Origin of the sequence: Rhizobium terrae (assembly GCF_003425685.1) — a bacterium.
Taxonomy (GTDB): domain Bacteria; phylum Pseudomonadota; class Alphaproteobacteria; order Rhizobiales; family Rhizobiaceae; genus Neorhizobium; species Neorhizobium terrae.
Genome location: NZ_QJKM01000008.1, coordinates 173,244 through 188,383, shown reverse-complemented (window position 1 = coordinate 188,383; position 15,140 = coordinate 173,244). Strand labels below are relative to the sequence as shown.

General features: G+C 63.5%; 14 protein-coding genes. 7 read left to right on the top strand and 7 right to left on the bottom strand.

The window, feature by feature from the left end; genetic code table 11:
- Nucleotides 1–207: 207 nt before the first annotated feature.
- Both DMO26_RS16710 and DMO26_RS16705 read left to right on the top strand, forming a co-directional pair.
- Nucleotides 208–1,440 (top strand): M24 family metallopeptidase, encoded by a 1,233-nt coding sequence (locus DMO26_RS16710; protein WP_117193283.1) that lies wholly within the window; start codon nt 208–210, stop codon nt 1,438–1,440.
- A 110-nt stretch (nt 1,441–1,550) separates the two neighbouring features.
- Nucleotides 1,551–2,012: an RrF2 family transcriptional regulator gene (locus DMO26_RS16705; RefSeq protein ID WP_117193282.1), complete on the top strand. Its 462-nt coding sequence runs from the start codon at nt 1,551–1,553 to the stop codon at nt 2,010–2,012.
- Here the strand turns inward: DMO26_RS16705 and DMO26_RS16700 are convergent.
- Nucleotides 2,009–3,226 (bottom strand): SfnB family sulfur acquisition oxidoreductase, encoded by a 1,218-nt coding sequence (locus tag DMO26_RS16700; protein ID WP_117193281.1) that lies wholly within the window; start codon nt 3,224–3,226, stop codon nt 2,009–2,011. The genes DMO26_RS16705 and DMO26_RS16700 overlap by 4 nt on opposite strands.
- 285 nt (nt 3,227–3,511) lie before the next feature.
- Between DMO26_RS16700 and DMO26_RS16695 the strand changes: the two genes are divergently transcribed.
- Both DMO26_RS16695 and DMO26_RS16690 read left to right on the top strand, forming a co-directional pair.
- Complete coding sequence (locus tag DMO26_RS16695; protein ID WP_117193280.1) at nt 3,512–4,831, top strand: LLM class flavin-dependent oxidoreductase; 1,320 nt, start codon at nt 3,512–3,514, stop codon at nt 4,829–4,831.
- Nucleotides 4,832–5,008: 177 nt separating this feature from the next.
- Nucleotides 5,009–5,200: a hypothetical protein gene (locus DMO26_RS16690; RefSeq protein WP_117193279.1), complete on the top strand. Its 192-nt coding sequence runs from the start codon at nt 5,009–5,011 to the stop codon at nt 5,198–5,200.
- 93 nt (nt 5,201–5,293) lie between these two features.
- Here DMO26_RS16690 and DMO26_RS16685 read toward each other — a convergent pair whose 3' ends face one another.
- From DMO26_RS16685 to DMO26_RS16660, 6 genes are all read right to left on the bottom strand, one after another.
- The gene (locus DMO26_RS16685) at nt 5,294–5,953 is read right to left on the bottom strand and encodes a peroxiredoxin (protein WP_117193278.1); all 660 of its coding nucleotides are present in this window, start codon (nt 5,951–5,953) and stop codon (nt 5,294–5,296) included.
- Nucleotides 5,954–5,999: 46 nt separating this feature from the next.
- Nucleotides 6,000–6,212, bottom strand: a complete 213-nt coding sequence (locus DMO26_RS16680; RefSeq protein WP_205421228.1) for a thioredoxin domain-containing protein — start codon at nt 6,210–6,212, stop codon at nt 6,000–6,002.
- Between the two features lie 303 nt (nt 6,213–6,515).
- On the bottom strand, nt 6,516–8,201 hold the full coding sequence (locus tag DMO26_RS16675) for a urocanate hydratase (RefSeq protein ID WP_117193277.1): 1,686 nt from the start codon (nt 8,199–8,201) through the stop codon (nt 6,516–6,518).
- Nucleotides 8,202–8,211: 10 nt separating this feature from the next.
- Nucleotides 8,212–9,300 (bottom strand): DUF917 domain-containing protein, encoded by a 1,089-nt coding sequence (locus DMO26_RS16670; RefSeq protein WP_117193276.1) that lies wholly within the window; start codon nt 9,298–9,300, stop codon nt 8,212–8,214.
- Nucleotides 9,301–9,313: 13 nt separating this feature from the next.
- Nucleotides 9,314–10,564 (bottom strand): Zn-dependent hydrolase, encoded by a 1,251-nt coding sequence (locus DMO26_RS16665; protein WP_117193275.1) that lies wholly within the window; start codon nt 10,562–10,564, stop codon nt 9,314–9,316.
- Nucleotides 10,561–11,943, bottom strand: a complete 1,383-nt coding sequence (locus DMO26_RS16660) for a dihydroorotase (protein WP_117193274.1) — start codon at nt 11,941–11,943, stop codon at nt 10,561–10,563. The genes DMO26_RS16665 and DMO26_RS16660 overlap by 4 nt, the downstream gene beginning before the upstream one ends.
- Nucleotides 11,944–12,113: 170 nt before the next feature.
- Here DMO26_RS16660 and DMO26_RS16655 point away from each other — a divergent pair, with 170 nt between their 5' ends.
- The 3 genes from DMO26_RS16655 to DMO26_RS16645 all read left to right on the top strand — a co-directional run bounded on the left by DMO26_RS16655 (nt 12,114) and on the right by DMO26_RS16645 (nt 15,132).
- Nucleotides 12,114–13,316, top strand: a complete 1,203-nt coding sequence (locus DMO26_RS16655) for a LysR family transcriptional regulator (RefSeq protein ID WP_117193273.1) — start codon at nt 12,114–12,116, stop codon at nt 13,314–13,316.
- A 212-nt stretch (nt 13,317–13,528) separates the two neighbouring features.
- A complete protein-coding gene (locus DMO26_RS16650) occupies nt 13,529–14,368 on the top strand; it encodes a transporter substrate-binding domain-containing protein (RefSeq protein ID WP_117193272.1) in 840 nt (279 codons plus the stop codon).
- Nucleotides 14,362–15,132, top strand: coding sequence for an amino acid ABC transporter ATP-binding protein (locus DMO26_RS16645; RefSeq protein ID WP_117193271.1), 771 nt, complete (start codon nt 14,362–14,364; stop codon nt 15,130–15,132). The genes DMO26_RS16650 and DMO26_RS16645 overlap by 7 nt, the downstream gene beginning before the upstream one ends.
- Nucleotides 15,133–15,140 lie beyond the last annotated feature (8 nt).

The window sequence follows — 15,140 nt, the reverse complement described above, 5'->3', positions numbered from 1 at the left end:
CCTGATCGTTCGGCTTTTCGGCCATTGTATACCGGCGCGGAGAATATCTCAGTCTTTTTCCACCGGAAGGGCGTGCGGGGACGATTTTCGCTATGCACGGGAAATGCGCTTCGCTCGAATAGGCGTTGCGAGGAATTTTCTTCCAGTCCTGGCGCTTTGCCGATGAGCCGGCTAAGTCCTTGGGAAATGTGATGATCGGAGCCGACGATGAGCGATATCGACCGGAAACATGCGGAGCGCCTGATGGGCGAGGCCGGCCTCGACGCCCTGGCCCTCTTCCAGCCGGAAGCCTTCCGATATGCGATCGGCGCGCCGGCCGGCGTCGCGACCATGTGGGGCAGGGCGGGGGCGGCCATTGCGCTGGTGCCGGCCGATTCGGAAGCAGGCCTTGCAGCCGTCGCGAGTGACCATGCGGCCGGATTGATCCGTAAGGCCGCAACGGATGTGGATCTTCGCACCCATCGCATCTGGATCGACATGCTCGATCTCACCGGCGCCGGCAGCATCCCGGAAATCGACGCGGCCTATCGCCGGCTGGGCGTCGCCGGCCCGCGGCCGGAGACCTTCGACCGTTCCGCCGCGTTCGACCTGCTCGGCGATCTGCTGAAGGAACGCGGTCTCGACCGGGCGAGGGTCGGCGCCGATCTGGAATTCATGCCGGCCGCCGATTTCGAAGCACTGAAACAGGCGCTGCCGGATGTCGACTGGGCTGACGGATCCCCGATTCTGCGCCGTTTGCGGGCGGTCAAGACGCCGCGCGAGATCGAACGGCTGCGCCGTGCCTCGAAAGCGGCCGAAGCCGGGCTCCTGCGGATGACGGGGGTGGTGAAACCCGGCGTGTCCCTCGGCGAGCTCTCCCTTGCCTGGAAAGCCGGCGCGCAGGCTGCGGCAACCGAAGGCGGCTTCGGCCTGAGCGGGCATTGGGATTTCATTTCGGTCGGTGCCGATCTTTCGGACATGGCCGCCGTGGTCACGCCCGGCGCACTAATCAAGGCGGATGTCGGCACGCTGGTCGAGGGCTATTCTTCCGATGGCGCCCGCACCTTCACCTACGGCCCCGCGTCGCCGCTGGCGCGGGACATCTTCAAGGCGCTGGAAACCGCATTCGCCGCCGGCCTCGAGCAGATCCGCCCCGGCAACACCTTCGGCACCGTGCATGAGGCCATGCTGGCATCCATGTGCGGGCAAGGTTTCGGCGAATATTATCGAGGCCATTTCGGCCATTCGGTCGGCGGCGGCTCCGGCATCGAGGAATGGCCGTTCTTCTCCACCGGCAACCCGGAAATCATCCTGCCGAACATGGTGGTGGCGCTGGAAGCGCCGTTCTACGGGCAGGGGATCGGCGCGCTGATGATCGAGGACCAGTTCCTGGTGACGGAAAACGGCGTGGAATGCATGAACAGCCTGCCCCGAACCCTGCGCGACCTTGCCGCCGAATAGCGCGATATTGGAAAGTGACGTTGAACCTTCGGCATGGCTCCTGTATCGGTGTCCTGTCCCTTGGCGATTGAAGCCGGGATGATGCCATTCAAGCGGACTTTCGATCTTCGATGCTGACGAAAAAGGGAAAATACGGGCTCAAGGCGCTGATCCATCTCGCGCAACTCGAACCCGGCAAGACCGCCTTCGTCAGCGACATCGCCCAGCAGAACAACATTTCCAAGAAATTCCTCGACGCCATCCTGCTCGAATTGCGCAAGGGCGGCATGCTGCGCTCCAAGAAGGGACCGGGCGGCGGATATGCGCTGTCGAAGCCCGCGTCGCAGATCTATGTCGGCCAGGCGGTGCGCATCCTCGACGGACCGCTGGCGCCGATCCGCTGCGCCAGCAAGACGGCTTTCGAGGCCTGCGACGACTGCGACCACCCGGAAGACTGCCAGATTCGCCATTCGATGACCGAGGTGCGCGACGCGATCGCCTCGGTGCTCGATACGATGACGCTGGAACAGATGGTTTCGAAGCGGTCGAGCGGTCTTCTGGACGACAGCGAGCCGACCGCGAAACAGGGTTAAAACTGCCCGTTCGGCTTCGGCACGTTGCCGTTGAGGTGATAGTCGCCGATCGCGTGATGTTTCCAGCGCACGGGGTCGTGCACCGTGTGGGTGCGTGCGTTGCGCCAGTGACGGTCGAGATTGAACTCCTCCTTGGTGGCCGAGGTTCCGGCGAGCTCGAATAGGCCGTTGGTCGCGTCCATCGCCGCTTCCGTCGTCAGGATCTTCGCCGCCGCGACCGAAAGCGAGGCTTCGACCGCCGTCTCGCGCGAGGGGGTGATCTGCGCCACATCCACCTTGCGGCCGGCCCGTTCCAGCACGGCCGTCGCCGCTTCCAGCTTCACCGCGATCGAACCGGCGCGTGCGACGGTCAGCGGATCGCTGCTCGCCTTGTCGATGCCGAGATTGCGCATGCCGCGGGATTTGTGGCGAACGAAATCCAGCATGTCGGCAAAGGCGGCGCGGGCGATGCCGAGATCGACCGCCGCGTGCAGAAGCTGGCCGAGCGAGCCGACCGGCGCGTGCCGCTCGAAGCTGCGGTAATAGGCGATCACCGAGTCCGCCGGCACATAGACGTTCTCGATCAGCACCGTCCCACTCGCCGTCGTGCGCTGGCCAAAGCTGTCCCAGTCGTCGACGATAGTGAGCCCTTCCGTCTCGCGCGGCACGATCGCCATGGCGAGCCTGCCTTCGGGATCGATCGCGAAGATCGCCACCCAGTCGGCGAACAGGGCCCCGGTGGAATAATATTTGCGGCCGTTGATGCGGTAGCCGACGCCGTCCGGCATCAGCCGCGTCTCGATATCGCCGGCCGAGGCGACGCCGGCTTCGGCGAGCGCATTGGCGAAATGTTCGCCGGCCAAGGCGCGTGCAAAGAAGAATTTCTTCTGTTCCTCCGTGCCGCAGAGCCGCAGCGCCTCAAGGATATGATAATGGTTCTGCGGGATCTGGCCGATCGAGGCATCCGCTTCCGAAATGATGGCTATCACCTCCGCCAGGAAGGCGTTGGAAATATCCGCCCCGCCATATTCGGCCGGCACGGTGATGCCGAGCAGGCCCGACCGGGTGACGAGTTCCACCTCGTCATGGGGCAGAAGCCGCTGCCGGTCACGCTGGTTGGAGCCTTCCGCGATCCGCGCCCCCAGCGCCTTCGCCACATCGAGCGCCTCGTCCTCCGTGGCGATGAATGGAGCCACTGCCTTGATCTTTCCTGCCAAATGGAAAACCCTGCTCATGTGCGTCTCCTCGGGTGAAGCCGGTATTGAGACATGCCGCAAAGGCCGGGAGAAGGAATAAAGCTTCAATTGCACGCGTCGGGCGAAGCGAATTTTCTCTTTTTGATGGCGGGAAGGAGAGATTTGCGGGTTGTCACAGCAAGTTGAGCGGCGATGCCGCCTTCGGGAGAGAGAATTTCTCCGCCGTGATTTGATCCGGGAACAGGATTCCTTAGCGCCTGAGGAATGAATACCTACGTTAGGGGTGACAGACCGTTCCTCCCTCCCAGCCCAAGAGCGTCTCCCATGGCGAAATCCCTTCACCTGACTGCCTTCATGCGCCCCGTCAGCCTGCATACCGGCGCGTGGCGTTATCCCGGCGCCTATGCGGATGCCAATTTCAACTTCGGCCACATCAAATCCTTCATCCGGAAGCTCGAGGCCGCGAAGTTCGATGCTTTTTTCATGGCCGACCATCTCGCCGTGCTGAACATGCCGGTCGAGGCCCTGAAGCGCAGCCATACGGTCACGTCTTTCGAGCCGTTCACGCTGCTTTCGGCGCTTGCCGCCGTGACGGAAAAGATCGGGCTCGCCGCCACCGCCTCGACGACCTATGACGAGCCCTATCACATCGCCCGCCGTTTCGCCTCGCTCGACCATATCAGCAATGGCCGCGCCGCCTGGAACATCGTCACCACCTCCAATCCGGATGCCGCCCGCAATTTCGGGCACGAAGAGCATACCGAACACGGCGAACGCTACAAACGGGCGCGGGAATTCTACGACGTCGTCACCGGCCTCTGGGACAGCTTTGCCGACGACGCCTTCATCCGCGACCAGGAAAGCGGCATCTTCTGGGACCCGGCCAAGGTGCATGTGCTCGATCACAAGGGCGAGGAACTCAGCGTACGCGGGCCGCTCAACATCGCCCGGCCGGTGCAGGGCTGGCCGGTGATCGTTCAGGCCGGCCAGTCGGAGCCCGGCCGGCAGCTTGCGGCGGAAACGGCGGAAGTGGTCTTCTGTTCGCCGCGCGATATCGCCGCCGCCAAGGCGCTTTACGCGGATATCAAGGGCCGCATGGCAGCGGCGGGCCGCAATCGCGACCACCTGAAAATCCTGCCGGCCGCCTTCATCGTCATCGGCGATACGGTGGAGGAGGCGAAGGCCAAGCGCGCCAAGCTCGACAGCCTTGTGCATTACGACAGCGCCATCGCCTCGCTCTCGATCGCACTCGGCCATGACGCCTCGGGCTTCGATCCGGACGGACCGCTGCCGGAAATCCCCGATACCAATGCCAGCAAGACGGGCCGCGCCCAGGTGCTGAAACTGGCCGAACAGGAAAAGCTCACGGCACGTCAGCTTGCCCAGCGATACGGCGGTTATTCCGGCCTCGCCTTTGTCGGCACGCCGGAAACCATCGCCGACGAGATGCAGGCCTGGCTTTCTGAAAGTGCTTCCGACGGCTTTACGGTCGTCTTCCCATACCTGCCGCAGGGTCTCGACGACGTCACCCAGCGGCTGATCCCGGAACTGCAGCGCCGCGGGATTTTCCGAAAGGATTACGAGGGAACCACGCTGCGCGAGCACCTCGGCCTGCCGCGGCCGGTGAACCGCTTCGTCGCATGACGAGGGACCGCCGATTCCGCTTGCGAAAATGACAGTTCCGGAAATGCCACATTCCAGACACAATCGTTTCGAAATCGTCAATGAATTAGTATAGCGTTTTGATAGACTACATTGACGGCCGGGCGGTTTCGCTGGACAGTAAGGGTGCATAATGTGGAACCCAACCGGAGGCTGACAATGATAGGTGGTGGCTTTTCCCTGTTTGGATTTGACCTTTACGGCCTGGGCCGGCGGTCGCCGTCGAAAGCAGGCACTGAGCCGGCCGAGCGCCAGGCGCAGGACAAGACCCGAAACGACCGCGACGCGAACTCCGCCGGCGACCGCGAACATTCCGAAAGTTTCTTCTGGGGCATGTATCCCGTTTATTGAGGGAAGGGCACCCGGCACGGGCTGCAACCAATCCCCGAACATGCAAAAGGCCGGCGGAGACGCCGACCTTTTCCGTTTTAGAACGAGCCGAACTCAGGCAGCCGGCTGCTTCGTCTTGCGCAGGTAGGGCAGGACGGTATCGAACGAACCGAAGCGGGCGATCGCATCTTCATTCGAAACGGCAGCGGTGATGATCACGTCGTCGCCCTGCTGCCAGTTGGCGGGCGTCGCCACCTGGTGCTTGGCGGTGAGCTGGATCGAGTCGATCGCGCGCAGGATTTCGTGGAAATTGCGGCCGGTCGTCATCGGGTAGGTGAGGATCAGCTTGATCTTCTTGTCCGGGCCGATGACATAGACGGAGCGCACCGTGGCGTTGTCGGCGGGCGTGCGGCCTTCCGACGTTTCGCCGGCGCCGGCCGGCAGCATGTCGTAGAGTTTGGCGACGTTGAGGTTCTTGTCGCCGATCAGCGGATATTCCACTTCGAAACCGGTCGCCGTTTTGATGTCGTCCTTCCACTTGCCGTGGCTTTCGACCGGATCGACCGAGATGCCGATGATCTTCACGCCGCGCTTCTGGAACTCGCCTTCGAGGCCTGCCATGGTGCCGAGTTCGGTGGTGCAGACCGGCGTAAAGTTCTTCGGATGCGAAAAGAGGACGGCCCAGCCGCTGCCGATCCAGTCATGGAAATGGATCGTCCCCTGCGTGGTTTCGGCCGTAAAATCCGGGGCGATGTCGTTGATGCGAAGGCTCATGTTGTAAAACTCCCTTTTGTCTTGATCATTTTCGGGCAGGGGTCTCTCAGTTGGCGACCGGGATTGCCCGTTGATTGTAGAAGATCTTGCGGATGCGCTCCGGCTCCGCCGGTGGCAGCGTCCTATTGTCGACCGCAAAATCTGCGCCGGCGGCAAGCCCGGGCTGCACGCCGGGGCGGGCGCCGACCTCGTCGAACCAGCGCTTGAAAATCGCCACCTTCTTGCCGTTCGGCATGGGCTGGTAATAGAGATCGATCATCCTCAGCTCCGGGCGGGATTTGCCTGCGATGACAGCATACTATCCTCTTCTCGGAAGAAGGCCGAATGCATTCGTTCCAAAATGCTTTACCGAAAGAGTGCAGCTTTTCAAAAGAGCGCCGCCTTGTGCGAGTTCCTTGCCATGGCAATCACCGGCATGTCGCAGTTCATCCTTGAACCCACCGCACAAGCGAGCCATTCCATCCTCCTGAATTCATGGTCATTATTTTCTTCGTTGCATTTAAAAAGGGAATCTGCCGCGGCTACAAGGCGGCGTCGCGTAAGAATGGTTATGGAACTTTTCTTATGCCCCTGATCCGCCCGGCACTCCACCAAGTTTGATATGCGGCACGCCGTGCTTCCGCGCCGCGTCGAGCGCCTCGTCGTATCCGGCATCGGCGTAGCGGATGATACCGAGCGATGTATCGTTGGTGATGGAATGGGCGATACGCTCGGCTCCGGCCTCGGTGCCGTCGGCCACGATCGTAACCCCGGCGCTGGTCATATAGCCGGCATATCCGCCGCCGCCGGAATGGATGACGACGAGGTCGGCCATCGAGGCGCAGAGCGTCATGGCATTGATCAGCGGCCAGTCGGCGATCGCATCCGAGCCGTCCTTCATCCGCTCCGTCATGATGTTCGGATGCGCCATGGCGCCGGCATCGAGGTGGTCGCGCGAAAAGGCGATCGGGCCTTTCAGCTCGCCCCTGGCCACCAGATCGTTGACCGCCAGCGCAAGCCTGGTGCGCTCGCCATGGCCGAGCCAGGCGATACGGGCGGGCAGGCCTTCGAAGGGCACGTTCTCACGCGCCAGCCTGATCCAGTTGGTGACGATCCGGTTGTCCGGAAAAAGTTCGAGCACGAGGTCGTCGATACGGGCGATGTCGCTTTCCTCGCCCGAGAGCGCCATCCAGCGGAACGGGCCGATCGCGCGCGCGAACAGCGGCCTGAGATAGGCTTCGGTGAAGATCGGGATGTCGAAGGCGTTTTCCACGCCGCCCTGTTTCGCCTGGGTGCGGATGAGATTGCCGTTGTCGAAAACTTCCGCGCCGCTCTTCTGGAAATCCAGCATGGCACGGACGTGATCGGCGATCGAGGCGCGGCTCGCCGCCATCAACTGCCCCTGGCCTTCGTTGCGCAGCCGCCGCACTTCGTCGAGGCTCATGCCCTTCGGCACGTAGCCGTAGACGAGGTCATGCGCCGAGGTCTGGTCGGAGACGACATCCGGCACGATGCTGCGCCTGACGATCTGCGGGTAGATATCCGCCGCATTGCCGACGAGGCCGATGGAGACGGCGCGCTTTTCCTTGACCGCCGCATCGATCATCCGAAGCGCCGTATCGAGGTCGGGCGCCACTTCGTCGAGGAACCCGATCGACTTGCGTTTGGCGACCCGTTCCGGATCGATATCGACGACGAGGATCGCCGCCCCCGCCATGCGCCCGGCGAGCGGCTGCGCGCCCCCCATGCCGCCAAGGCCGGCAGTCAGCACGAAACGGCCGGAAAGCGAGCCGCCAAAGCGTTTTTCGGCGATGCGCATGAAGATCTCATAGGTGCCCTGGATGACGCCCTGGCTGCCGATATACTGCCAGGCGCCGGCAGTCAGCCCGCCCCAGCAGATCAGCCCCTTTTCCTGCAGCTCATAGAAATATTCGGCCTTCGCCCACTGCCCGACGATGTTGCAGTTCGCCATGATGACGAGCGGCGCCTTGTCATGGGTCTTCAGGAGACCCACCGGCTTGCCGGACTGGATGATCAGCGTCTGATCCTCGTCCATCTCCTTCAGCGTCCGGACGATCGCGTCATGCGCCGGCCAGTTGCGCGCCGCCTTGCCGAGCGCGGCATAGACCACGAGATTGTCCGGATCCTCGCCGACCGAGAGCACGTTTTCGAGGAGCCGCAGCAAAGCCTCCTGCCGCCAGCCTTTCGCGCGCAATTCGGGCCCGCCGGGGATGGGGAATTTCGGATGACGCGGATTGGGCTTCGGCATCGTGATCTCCTCAGGCGAGCGCGTAATCGGCGATGCTGATCCCCAGCGCCTTTTCGCAGATCGGATAGACCGACGGGTCCTTGACGCTCGATGCCAGCGGAATCAGCGTCTTCGGCACGTGCAGCAGGAACACACGCATGCCGACTTTCAACTGGCCGACGCTCATCGGTTCGCCTTCGGGAGACAGCGTCGAGATGATGTCCGGGAAGGTGGCGAGACGATTGCCGCCGGGATCCTCCACGGCCATGTATTCGTTCATCACATGCATGGTGATCGCCTTGTCGCCCGAACCCAAGGTCAGCGTTCCGACGTCGAAGGCTTCGTTGGTGTAGACGACCGATTTGGCCGTCACTTCCGCTTCCGTGAGGATCGTACCGCCGGTCGTCTTGACGATCGCGTCGATGATCGCATGGCCACCCCTGGCATCCGCCGCGATGATCGCCTCGCCGAGCGCCAGCGCCAGGCTGATACCGCCGAGCGCCGCATTGTCGCGCACGTAGGAGGCCCGGAGCGGGTTGCGGCAGGATGCGATGAACCCGCCGGACATGTCGGAAGCGGTGCGCAGCACCGGCGAGACCTTGGCGGTGGCGCCACGGATGACCAGTTCGATATAGCGGTTTTCGGCGCGGTTGCCACCGACGGCGGTCTGGATCATCTGCTCGGGCGAATTCGCCATGCCGATCGAGCCCATGTCGCCGGTCGGATGGGCGCGCACGTCGCCGACCGCGTCGAGCACCTTGGTGCCGAGGATGGCCGAGGGCAGCCAGCCGTTCAGCGTCGAGGATTTGCCGTTCTGGCCGATCATCAGTGCCGAAAGCTGTTCGCCGAGCGCGTCTTCCAGAAGCTGCACGGCCTTCACGTAATCGATGCCCTGCATTTCCCAGGCAGTGGTGGACGCCGGCGCGCCGATCGCGGCAGCCGTCGCCACCCAGTCGTCGTCGTCGAGCTCGTCGATGGTGATCAGTTCCGGCTTGCCGATGCTGACCGCCGCATAACCCAGCATTCGGCCGTGATCGGCCCAGCCGCCGCCGCCGGCCGCATAAACGGAGCCGCCGCGCACGGCCGCCTCGACATCCTTTTCCGTCAGAATCCGACCCATGCCCATGCTCCTTTTATTGCTGATCCAGCTTCAAGACCGTTTCGTAGAGAACCGCGGCACCAAGCGCGATATCGTCGTTTTCCGCCCATTCCTCGGGGGCGTGGCTGCGCCCGTCACGGCAGGGAATAAAGACCATGGCGGCCGGCGCTACCTTGGCGAGGAACGCCGCATCATGCCCGGCGCCGGAGACCATGCGGCGGCTCGAAGCGCCGATTGCGGCTGCACTTTCCTCCAACAGCGCGACAACCGCCTGCGCCATGGGCGTGGCGGGGTTGTTGGAAATCCGGCGCGGCGGCGGGATGGTCACGCCGCTTTTCGCCGCCGTCTGAATGCACAGGGCGCCAACCGCTTCGCCGAACGTCTCCATCACCGCCGGATCCTCGGCGCGCGCGTCGATCAGCATGCGCACATGCGACGGCACGACATTGGCGGCATTCGGCTCCATCGAGAACTCACCGACCGTCGCGGCGAAATGCGTCGGCCCGAGCGACAGTTCCGAGGCAATCCGCTCGACACCGAGCACGAGGCGCGAGGCGGAGGTGAGCGCGTCGCGCCGCGAACCCATCGGCGTCGTGCCGGCATGGTCCGCCCTGCCCTCGACCGTGATCTCGAAACGGCTGATGCCGGCGATCGCCGTCACCACGCCGATATCGATATTCCGGTTTTCCAGCACCGGCCCCTGCTCGATATGCAGTTCGAGAAAGGCCCTGATGTCGTCGCGGCCGCCGGCGACGGCCGGATCGCCGCCGACCAGACGGATGCCTTCGGCCAGTGTCATCCCATCCGCCTGCCGCTCCAGCCATTCCACGGGGCGAAGGCCCAGCATGCCGCGGCTGCCGATGCAGGAGACGCCGAAGATCGAGACTTCTTCCGCCAGGAAATCGGTGATTTCCAGATCGTGTTCCAATTCGATGCCGGCTTCATCAAACGCACGGGCGACCTCCAGCGCGGTGACGACGCCGGCGATGCCGTCGAAACGCCCGCCGTTCGGCACCGTGTCGGAATGGGAGCCCAGCATGATCGTGCCCTTCGCCCCGCCGTTCTCATACCCTTTGCCCTTGCGCACTCCAACGAGATTGCCGGCGGCATCGATGCGCGTCTCCAGCCCCGCCTCCTTGAAGCGGCGGATGAGGTAGTCCCGGCCCTTCAGGAACATCGGCGTGAAGGCGCGCCGCGTCCACGGCTTGTCCGGCTCGGTAATGGCGGCAAGCGCATCGATATCCGCCGCGATCCGGTCCGCCTTGACGGGAAGGTTGCGCGTCATGCCGCCAGCCCCTGCAGCGGCAGGCTCGGCAGCGGCCGGACGAAGTGTCCGTTGCCGGGTTCGGACAGCACTTTCGATCCGTCATAGGCGAGCTTGCCGCGCAGATAGGTTCCAGCCACCTTGTAGGGCAGTGCCATGCCGTCATAGGGCGACCAGCCGACGACGTTGTTGCCGGTCCTGGAGGCGTCGAAGACATGCGTTTCCGGCGTCAGCACGGCGATATCCGCGTGCTTGCCGATCTCCAACGCCCCCTTGATGTGGTCGATGCGGAAATGCCGCGCCGGGTTGAGCGCCATCAACTTCGCCGCCCAGGTCAGCGACACGCCGCGTTCCAGCGCGCCCTTGACGAAAAGCGGCACCATGGCTTCGAGACCCGGCAGGCCGGAAGCGTTGGCCAGCATGTCCGGATTGGTCTTGCGGTCGAGCGACCAGCTCACATGGTCGGTGGAAAGCAGCGTCACATTGCCGGCGGCGACATGGCGCCAGAGCTTTTCCACCTCGGCGCGCGGGCGGATCGGCGGATTGCATTTCGACTTGCCGCCGAGCCGCTTGGCATCGGTCTCGCTGTCGATCGTCAGGTAGTGGATCAGGCATTCCACCGTCGCGCGATGGCCCTGCGCCCGATAGGACGCGGCGATCTCGTATCCGCGGCCGAGCGAGCAGTGCACCACATGCGCCGGGCACCCGGTCGCCGCACCGATCTCGTAGATCTCTGTCATGGCGAGCAGTTCGGTGAGCGGCGGGCGCGACATTTCATGCGCCCGGTAGTCCGTGATGCCGGACGTCCTCACCTTTTCCATCGCCCAGCGCACATATTCGTCGTTTTCGTTATGCACGCCGGCCGTCAGTCCTGTCGGCGCGATTGTCGAGAAGCATTCGGCCATCAGCGGCGCGAAAATGCGCGGAAACCGCTTCGGATCGGTGCCGAAGGTGGAGAATTTGAAGGCAGCGACGCCGGCCTCCACCTGTTCGAGGATGCGCTTCGAACCTTCCTCCGGATCGACGGTCCCATAGAGCGCGAAGTCGACGCGCGCCTGGGCACCGGCATGGGCCGCCTTGCCGCGCACCGCCTCCGCCGAGCAGACGAGATTGCCCTCGTCATAGGGCATGTCGACGATCGTGGTGACGCCGCCGGCAGCCGCCGTGCGGGTCGACCAGATGAAGTCCTCCTGGTTCTTCTGGGAGAGCGAATGCACCTGGGCGTCGATCGCGCCGGGCAGGATCAGCGCCTCGCCGAGATCGTGCCGTTCCTTCGCGGCCGGCATCTCCCCCTGCCCTACGTCTGCCACCAGCCCGTCGCGCACCGCGACATAGCCGCCGGGCACGACGCGATCCGGCAGGACGAGCATGCCTTTCAGAACAAGATCGAAATCCGACATGGATCATTCCTCCCTGATTGACGCACTGCCCGATTGCTGCGCTGGCCGGCCGTTCTGGCGCTGATGAAAGCCACGATAGGAGAATTTACAGAGCCGAGGGATATCCCATATCATGAACGAATTACACCGGCCTGCGTGTCCGGCACGTGACCTTGCGGAAAGTTTGGGCAATGGATGTCGCCACCCTTCTGATTGCCCATTACGTCCTGTCGCTCGGCAGCGTGCGGGAAGCCTCGCGGGCGCTGGAGAGACCCGTCGCCAGCGTTTCGGCCGCCCTTTCGCGCCTGCAGTCCCATATAGCAACGCCTTTGACGACGACCACCGGCAATCGCATTCTTCCGACGCTCGAAGGCCGCAGGCTCGGCCGCGATCTTTCCCGCGCCGCAGATCTCATCCTCGAACTCGCCGCCCTTTCGGCAACGCCGGAGGAAACGTCGGTCGAGCGCCACGCGGCCCGCATTTCGGTGTCCCTGCTGGCGTTGTCCCGCTTCATCGTCGTGGCGCGCACCGGCAGCATCCGCAGCGCCGCGATCGAGATCGGCATCGGCCAGCCTCAACTGACCCGGCAGTTGAGGAGCCTCGAACAGGATGCAGGCCTGACGCTGCTCGAACGCACCGCCTCCGGCGCCGTGCCCACTCCGGTCGGCACGCGATTCCTCTCGCTTGCCGAAGACCTGGAAACGATCTGGCTGCGGATATCCGACCGCGCCGGCGACCGTTTTCGCCGCGCCAGCATGATGACCCATCTCGGTTCGGTGACGCCGCTCGGCCGCGAAAGCCGGATCGCCAAGATCCTCGCCTTCCTGGCCGCCGAATGGCCGCTCCGGCAGCCGCGCAATCCGCTCTACATCTCCAGCACCAACGCGGAAGAACTGCTGGCGGGCCTCAACAACCGGCTTTACGACGTCGTTCTTCTCGACACGGTGGAAGTTCCGGCCGGGATCGATCACCGGGTCGTGTCGCGCTCCAGCCTCGCGGTCGTTGGTTCCGCCGGCGTCATCGGCGGGCGGGAAACCGATCTGAGGCGCCTGCTGATGACCACGCCGATCGCGCTTCCGAGCCTCAAGAGCGGCCTGCGCCAGAAATTCGTGACGCTGATCGAGGACATCCTGAAGCCGGCGGAACGCGCCCTCCTCTCCTTCGTCGAGATCGACTCCATTCCCGTCATAGCCAATCTGGTCATCGAGCACGGATATATCGCGCTCCTGCCGCAATGGGCGATCCTCGGACTTGACGACAAGATGGCGGCCATTCCCCTGCCGCAAACCTATGACATGCAGCTCTCGCTCGCCTGGAAACGCGGTTCGAGCAGCGAGAGCACAGCAGGCCTCGTGCAGCGGATTCTCGCCGATGGCGGCCTCATGGACGCCTGATGATTATTTAGGCTGCCGGCGGAAAGGCAGCGTTTTACGGCATCCTCTGTTCGGAATTTGGGATATGTCCGGTGAGAAGGATTGCTCGTAGCTTTCTACCTGCCTTCTGGATTTTCTACGTTGGGGCCTGGAAGGCGAATGGGAATGCTTTCAAGCCGTCAGGGCGCCGAATAGCGTGTGACGCCTTGCACTTGAGCAAAGAGGGGTAGGACATGCTTCGCAGAACACTCGCATTTTTTCTTGCCGCAACGGTGATCGGGGCCGTTCCCGCAATCGCCCAGGACAAGACGCCGCTGAAATCGGCCATTGACGCGACCTTCGCGCCGCATGCCATGCCGAAGGTTTCGGGCGGTCTCGAAGGCTTCAACATCGACGTCGTCGACGAGATCGGGCGCCGCATCGGCCGCAAGATCGATGTCGAAGGCACCCAGTTCGCCGGCCTCATTCCGGCCATGCAGGCCGGCACCTACGACTTCCTGACCGCCGTCGTGACGATCACGCCGGAGCGCGCCCAGCAGATGCTGTTCATGGAAGGTTTCGTCGATGCCGACTACCGTTTCCTGACGCTGAAGGACAAGCCCGACATCACCAAGCTCGAAGATCTGAAGGGCCAGGTCATCGCCGTCCAGAAGGGCTCGATCTACGAGAAGTGGGTCAACGACAATGCCGGGAAATACGGCTGGACCTCGCAGTCCTTCGCCACCAGCACGGATGCGGTCCAGGCCGTCCTTGCCGGCCGCGCCTATACCAATGTCTCGGCCTCCACGGTCGTCGCCTGGGTCGTCAAGAACAACCCGCGCCTCAAGAACTCCCTGCTTTACGAAACCGGGCTCACCTGGTCGATGCCGACCCGCAACGACCGCACCGAGCTTCGCGATACGCTGGAAAACGCGCTGGAATGCATGAAGCAGGACGGCACGCTGACCAAGCTCTACGTCAAGTGGTTCGAGGTCGAGCCGAAGAAGGGGTCTTCGACCACGACGATCTATCCGGGCTACGGCGCTCCGGGCGTCCAGGGTTACGACCCGAAAGAGCATACGCCGAAATGCTGAGCCAAGCTTCGGCAACCGGCGGAACGGCGCAGGGCTTCCTTCTGGAGGCCCTGCAGATCCGCAAGACCTTCGGCCAGACGGAGGTCCTGAAGGGGGTCGATCTGCAGGTGAAGGCCGGCGAACTGGTCTTTCTGATCGGTCCTTCCGGCTCCGGCAAGAGCACGCTCCTGCGCTGCTGCAACCGCCTTGAGGAGCCGACCGCCGGCACGCTGAAGCTCGACGGCACCGATCTTCTTTCCCGCTCCACCGACATCAACCAGATGCGCCGCAAGATCGGCATGGTGTTCCAGAGCTTCAATCTTTATCCGCATCTGACGGTGATGGGGAACGTCACGCTGGCGCTCCGCAAGGTGATGAAGATGCAGAAGGCAGAGGCGGAAGCCCGCGCCCTCGAGAACCTCAAGCTCGTCGGCATGGCCGAGAAGGCCTCGTCCTATCCGTCGCAGCTTTCCGGCGGCCAGCAGCAGCGCGTCGGCATCGCCCGGTCGCTGGCGCTCGAACCGATGCTGATCCTGATGGACGAGCCGACCTCGGCGCTCGACCCGGAACTGGTGGACAGCGTGCTGGAGGTCATCAAGTCGTTGCGCGACCGCGGCATGACCATGGTAATCGCCAGCCACGAGATGAATTTCGCCCGCAATGCCGCCGACCGCGTCGTCTTCCTCGAAAACGGCCTCGTGGTGGAATCCGGCACGGCCGAACAGATCTTTTCCGACGCAAAGCACGAGCGCACCCGGCAGTTCCTGCGGCAATCAAGGCACTAGGAGCGGTT

Excerpts from the sequence above, each read along its gene's own strand:
- DMO26_RS16710 (WP_117193283.1), top strand. The coding sequence starts at position 208 with ATGAGCGATATCGACCGGAAACATGCGGAGCGCCTGATGGGCGAGGCC.
- DMO26_RS16705 (WP_117193282.1), top strand. The coding sequence starts at position 1,551 with ATGCTGACGAAAAAGGGAAAATACGGGCTCAAGGCGCTGATCCATCTC.
- DMO26_RS16700 (WP_117193281.1), bottom strand. The coding sequence starts at position 3,226 with ATGAGCAGGGTTTTCCATTTGGCAGGAAAGATCAAGGCAGTGGCTCCA.
- DMO26_RS16695 (WP_117193280.1), top strand. The coding sequence starts at position 3,512 with ATGGCGAAATCCCTTCACCTGACTGCCTTCATGCGCCCCGTCAGCCTG.
- DMO26_RS16690 (WP_117193279.1), top strand. The coding sequence starts at position 5,009 with ATGATAGGTGGTGGCTTTTCCCTGTTTGGATTTGACCTTTACGGCCTG.
- DMO26_RS16685 (WP_117193278.1), bottom strand. The coding sequence starts at position 5,953 with ATGAGCCTTCGCATCAACGACATCGCCCCGGATTTTACGGCCGAAACC.
- DMO26_RS16680 (WP_205421228.1), bottom strand. The coding sequence starts at position 6,212 with ATGATCGATCTCTATTACCAGCCCATGCCGAACGGCAAGAAGGTGGCG.
- DMO26_RS16675 (WP_117193277.1), bottom strand. The coding sequence starts at position 8,201 with ATGCCGAAGCCCAATCCGCGTCATCCGAAATTCCCCATCCCCGGCGGG.
- DMO26_RS16670 (WP_117193276.1), bottom strand. The coding sequence starts at position 9,300 with ATGGGTCGGATTCTGACGGAAAAGGATGTCGAGGCGGCCGTGCGCGGC.
- DMO26_RS16665 (WP_117193275.1), bottom strand. The coding sequence starts at position 10,564 with ATGACGCGCAACCTTCCCGTCAAGGCGGACCGGATCGCGGCGGATATC.
- DMO26_RS16660 (WP_117193274.1), bottom strand. The coding sequence starts at position 11,943 with ATGTCGGATTTCGATCTTGTTCTGAAAGGCATGCTCGTCCTGCCGGAT.
- DMO26_RS16655 (WP_117193273.1), top strand. The coding sequence starts at position 12,114 with ATGGATGTCGCCACCCTTCTGATTGCCCATTACGTCCTGTCGCTCGGC.
- DMO26_RS16650 (WP_117193272.1), top strand. The coding sequence starts at position 13,529 with ATGCTTCGCAGAACACTCGCATTTTTTCTTGCCGCAACGGTGATCGGG.
- DMO26_RS16645 (WP_117193271.1), top strand. The coding sequence starts at position 14,362 with ATGCTGAGCCAAGCTTCGGCAACCGGCGGAACGGCGCAGGGCTTCCTT.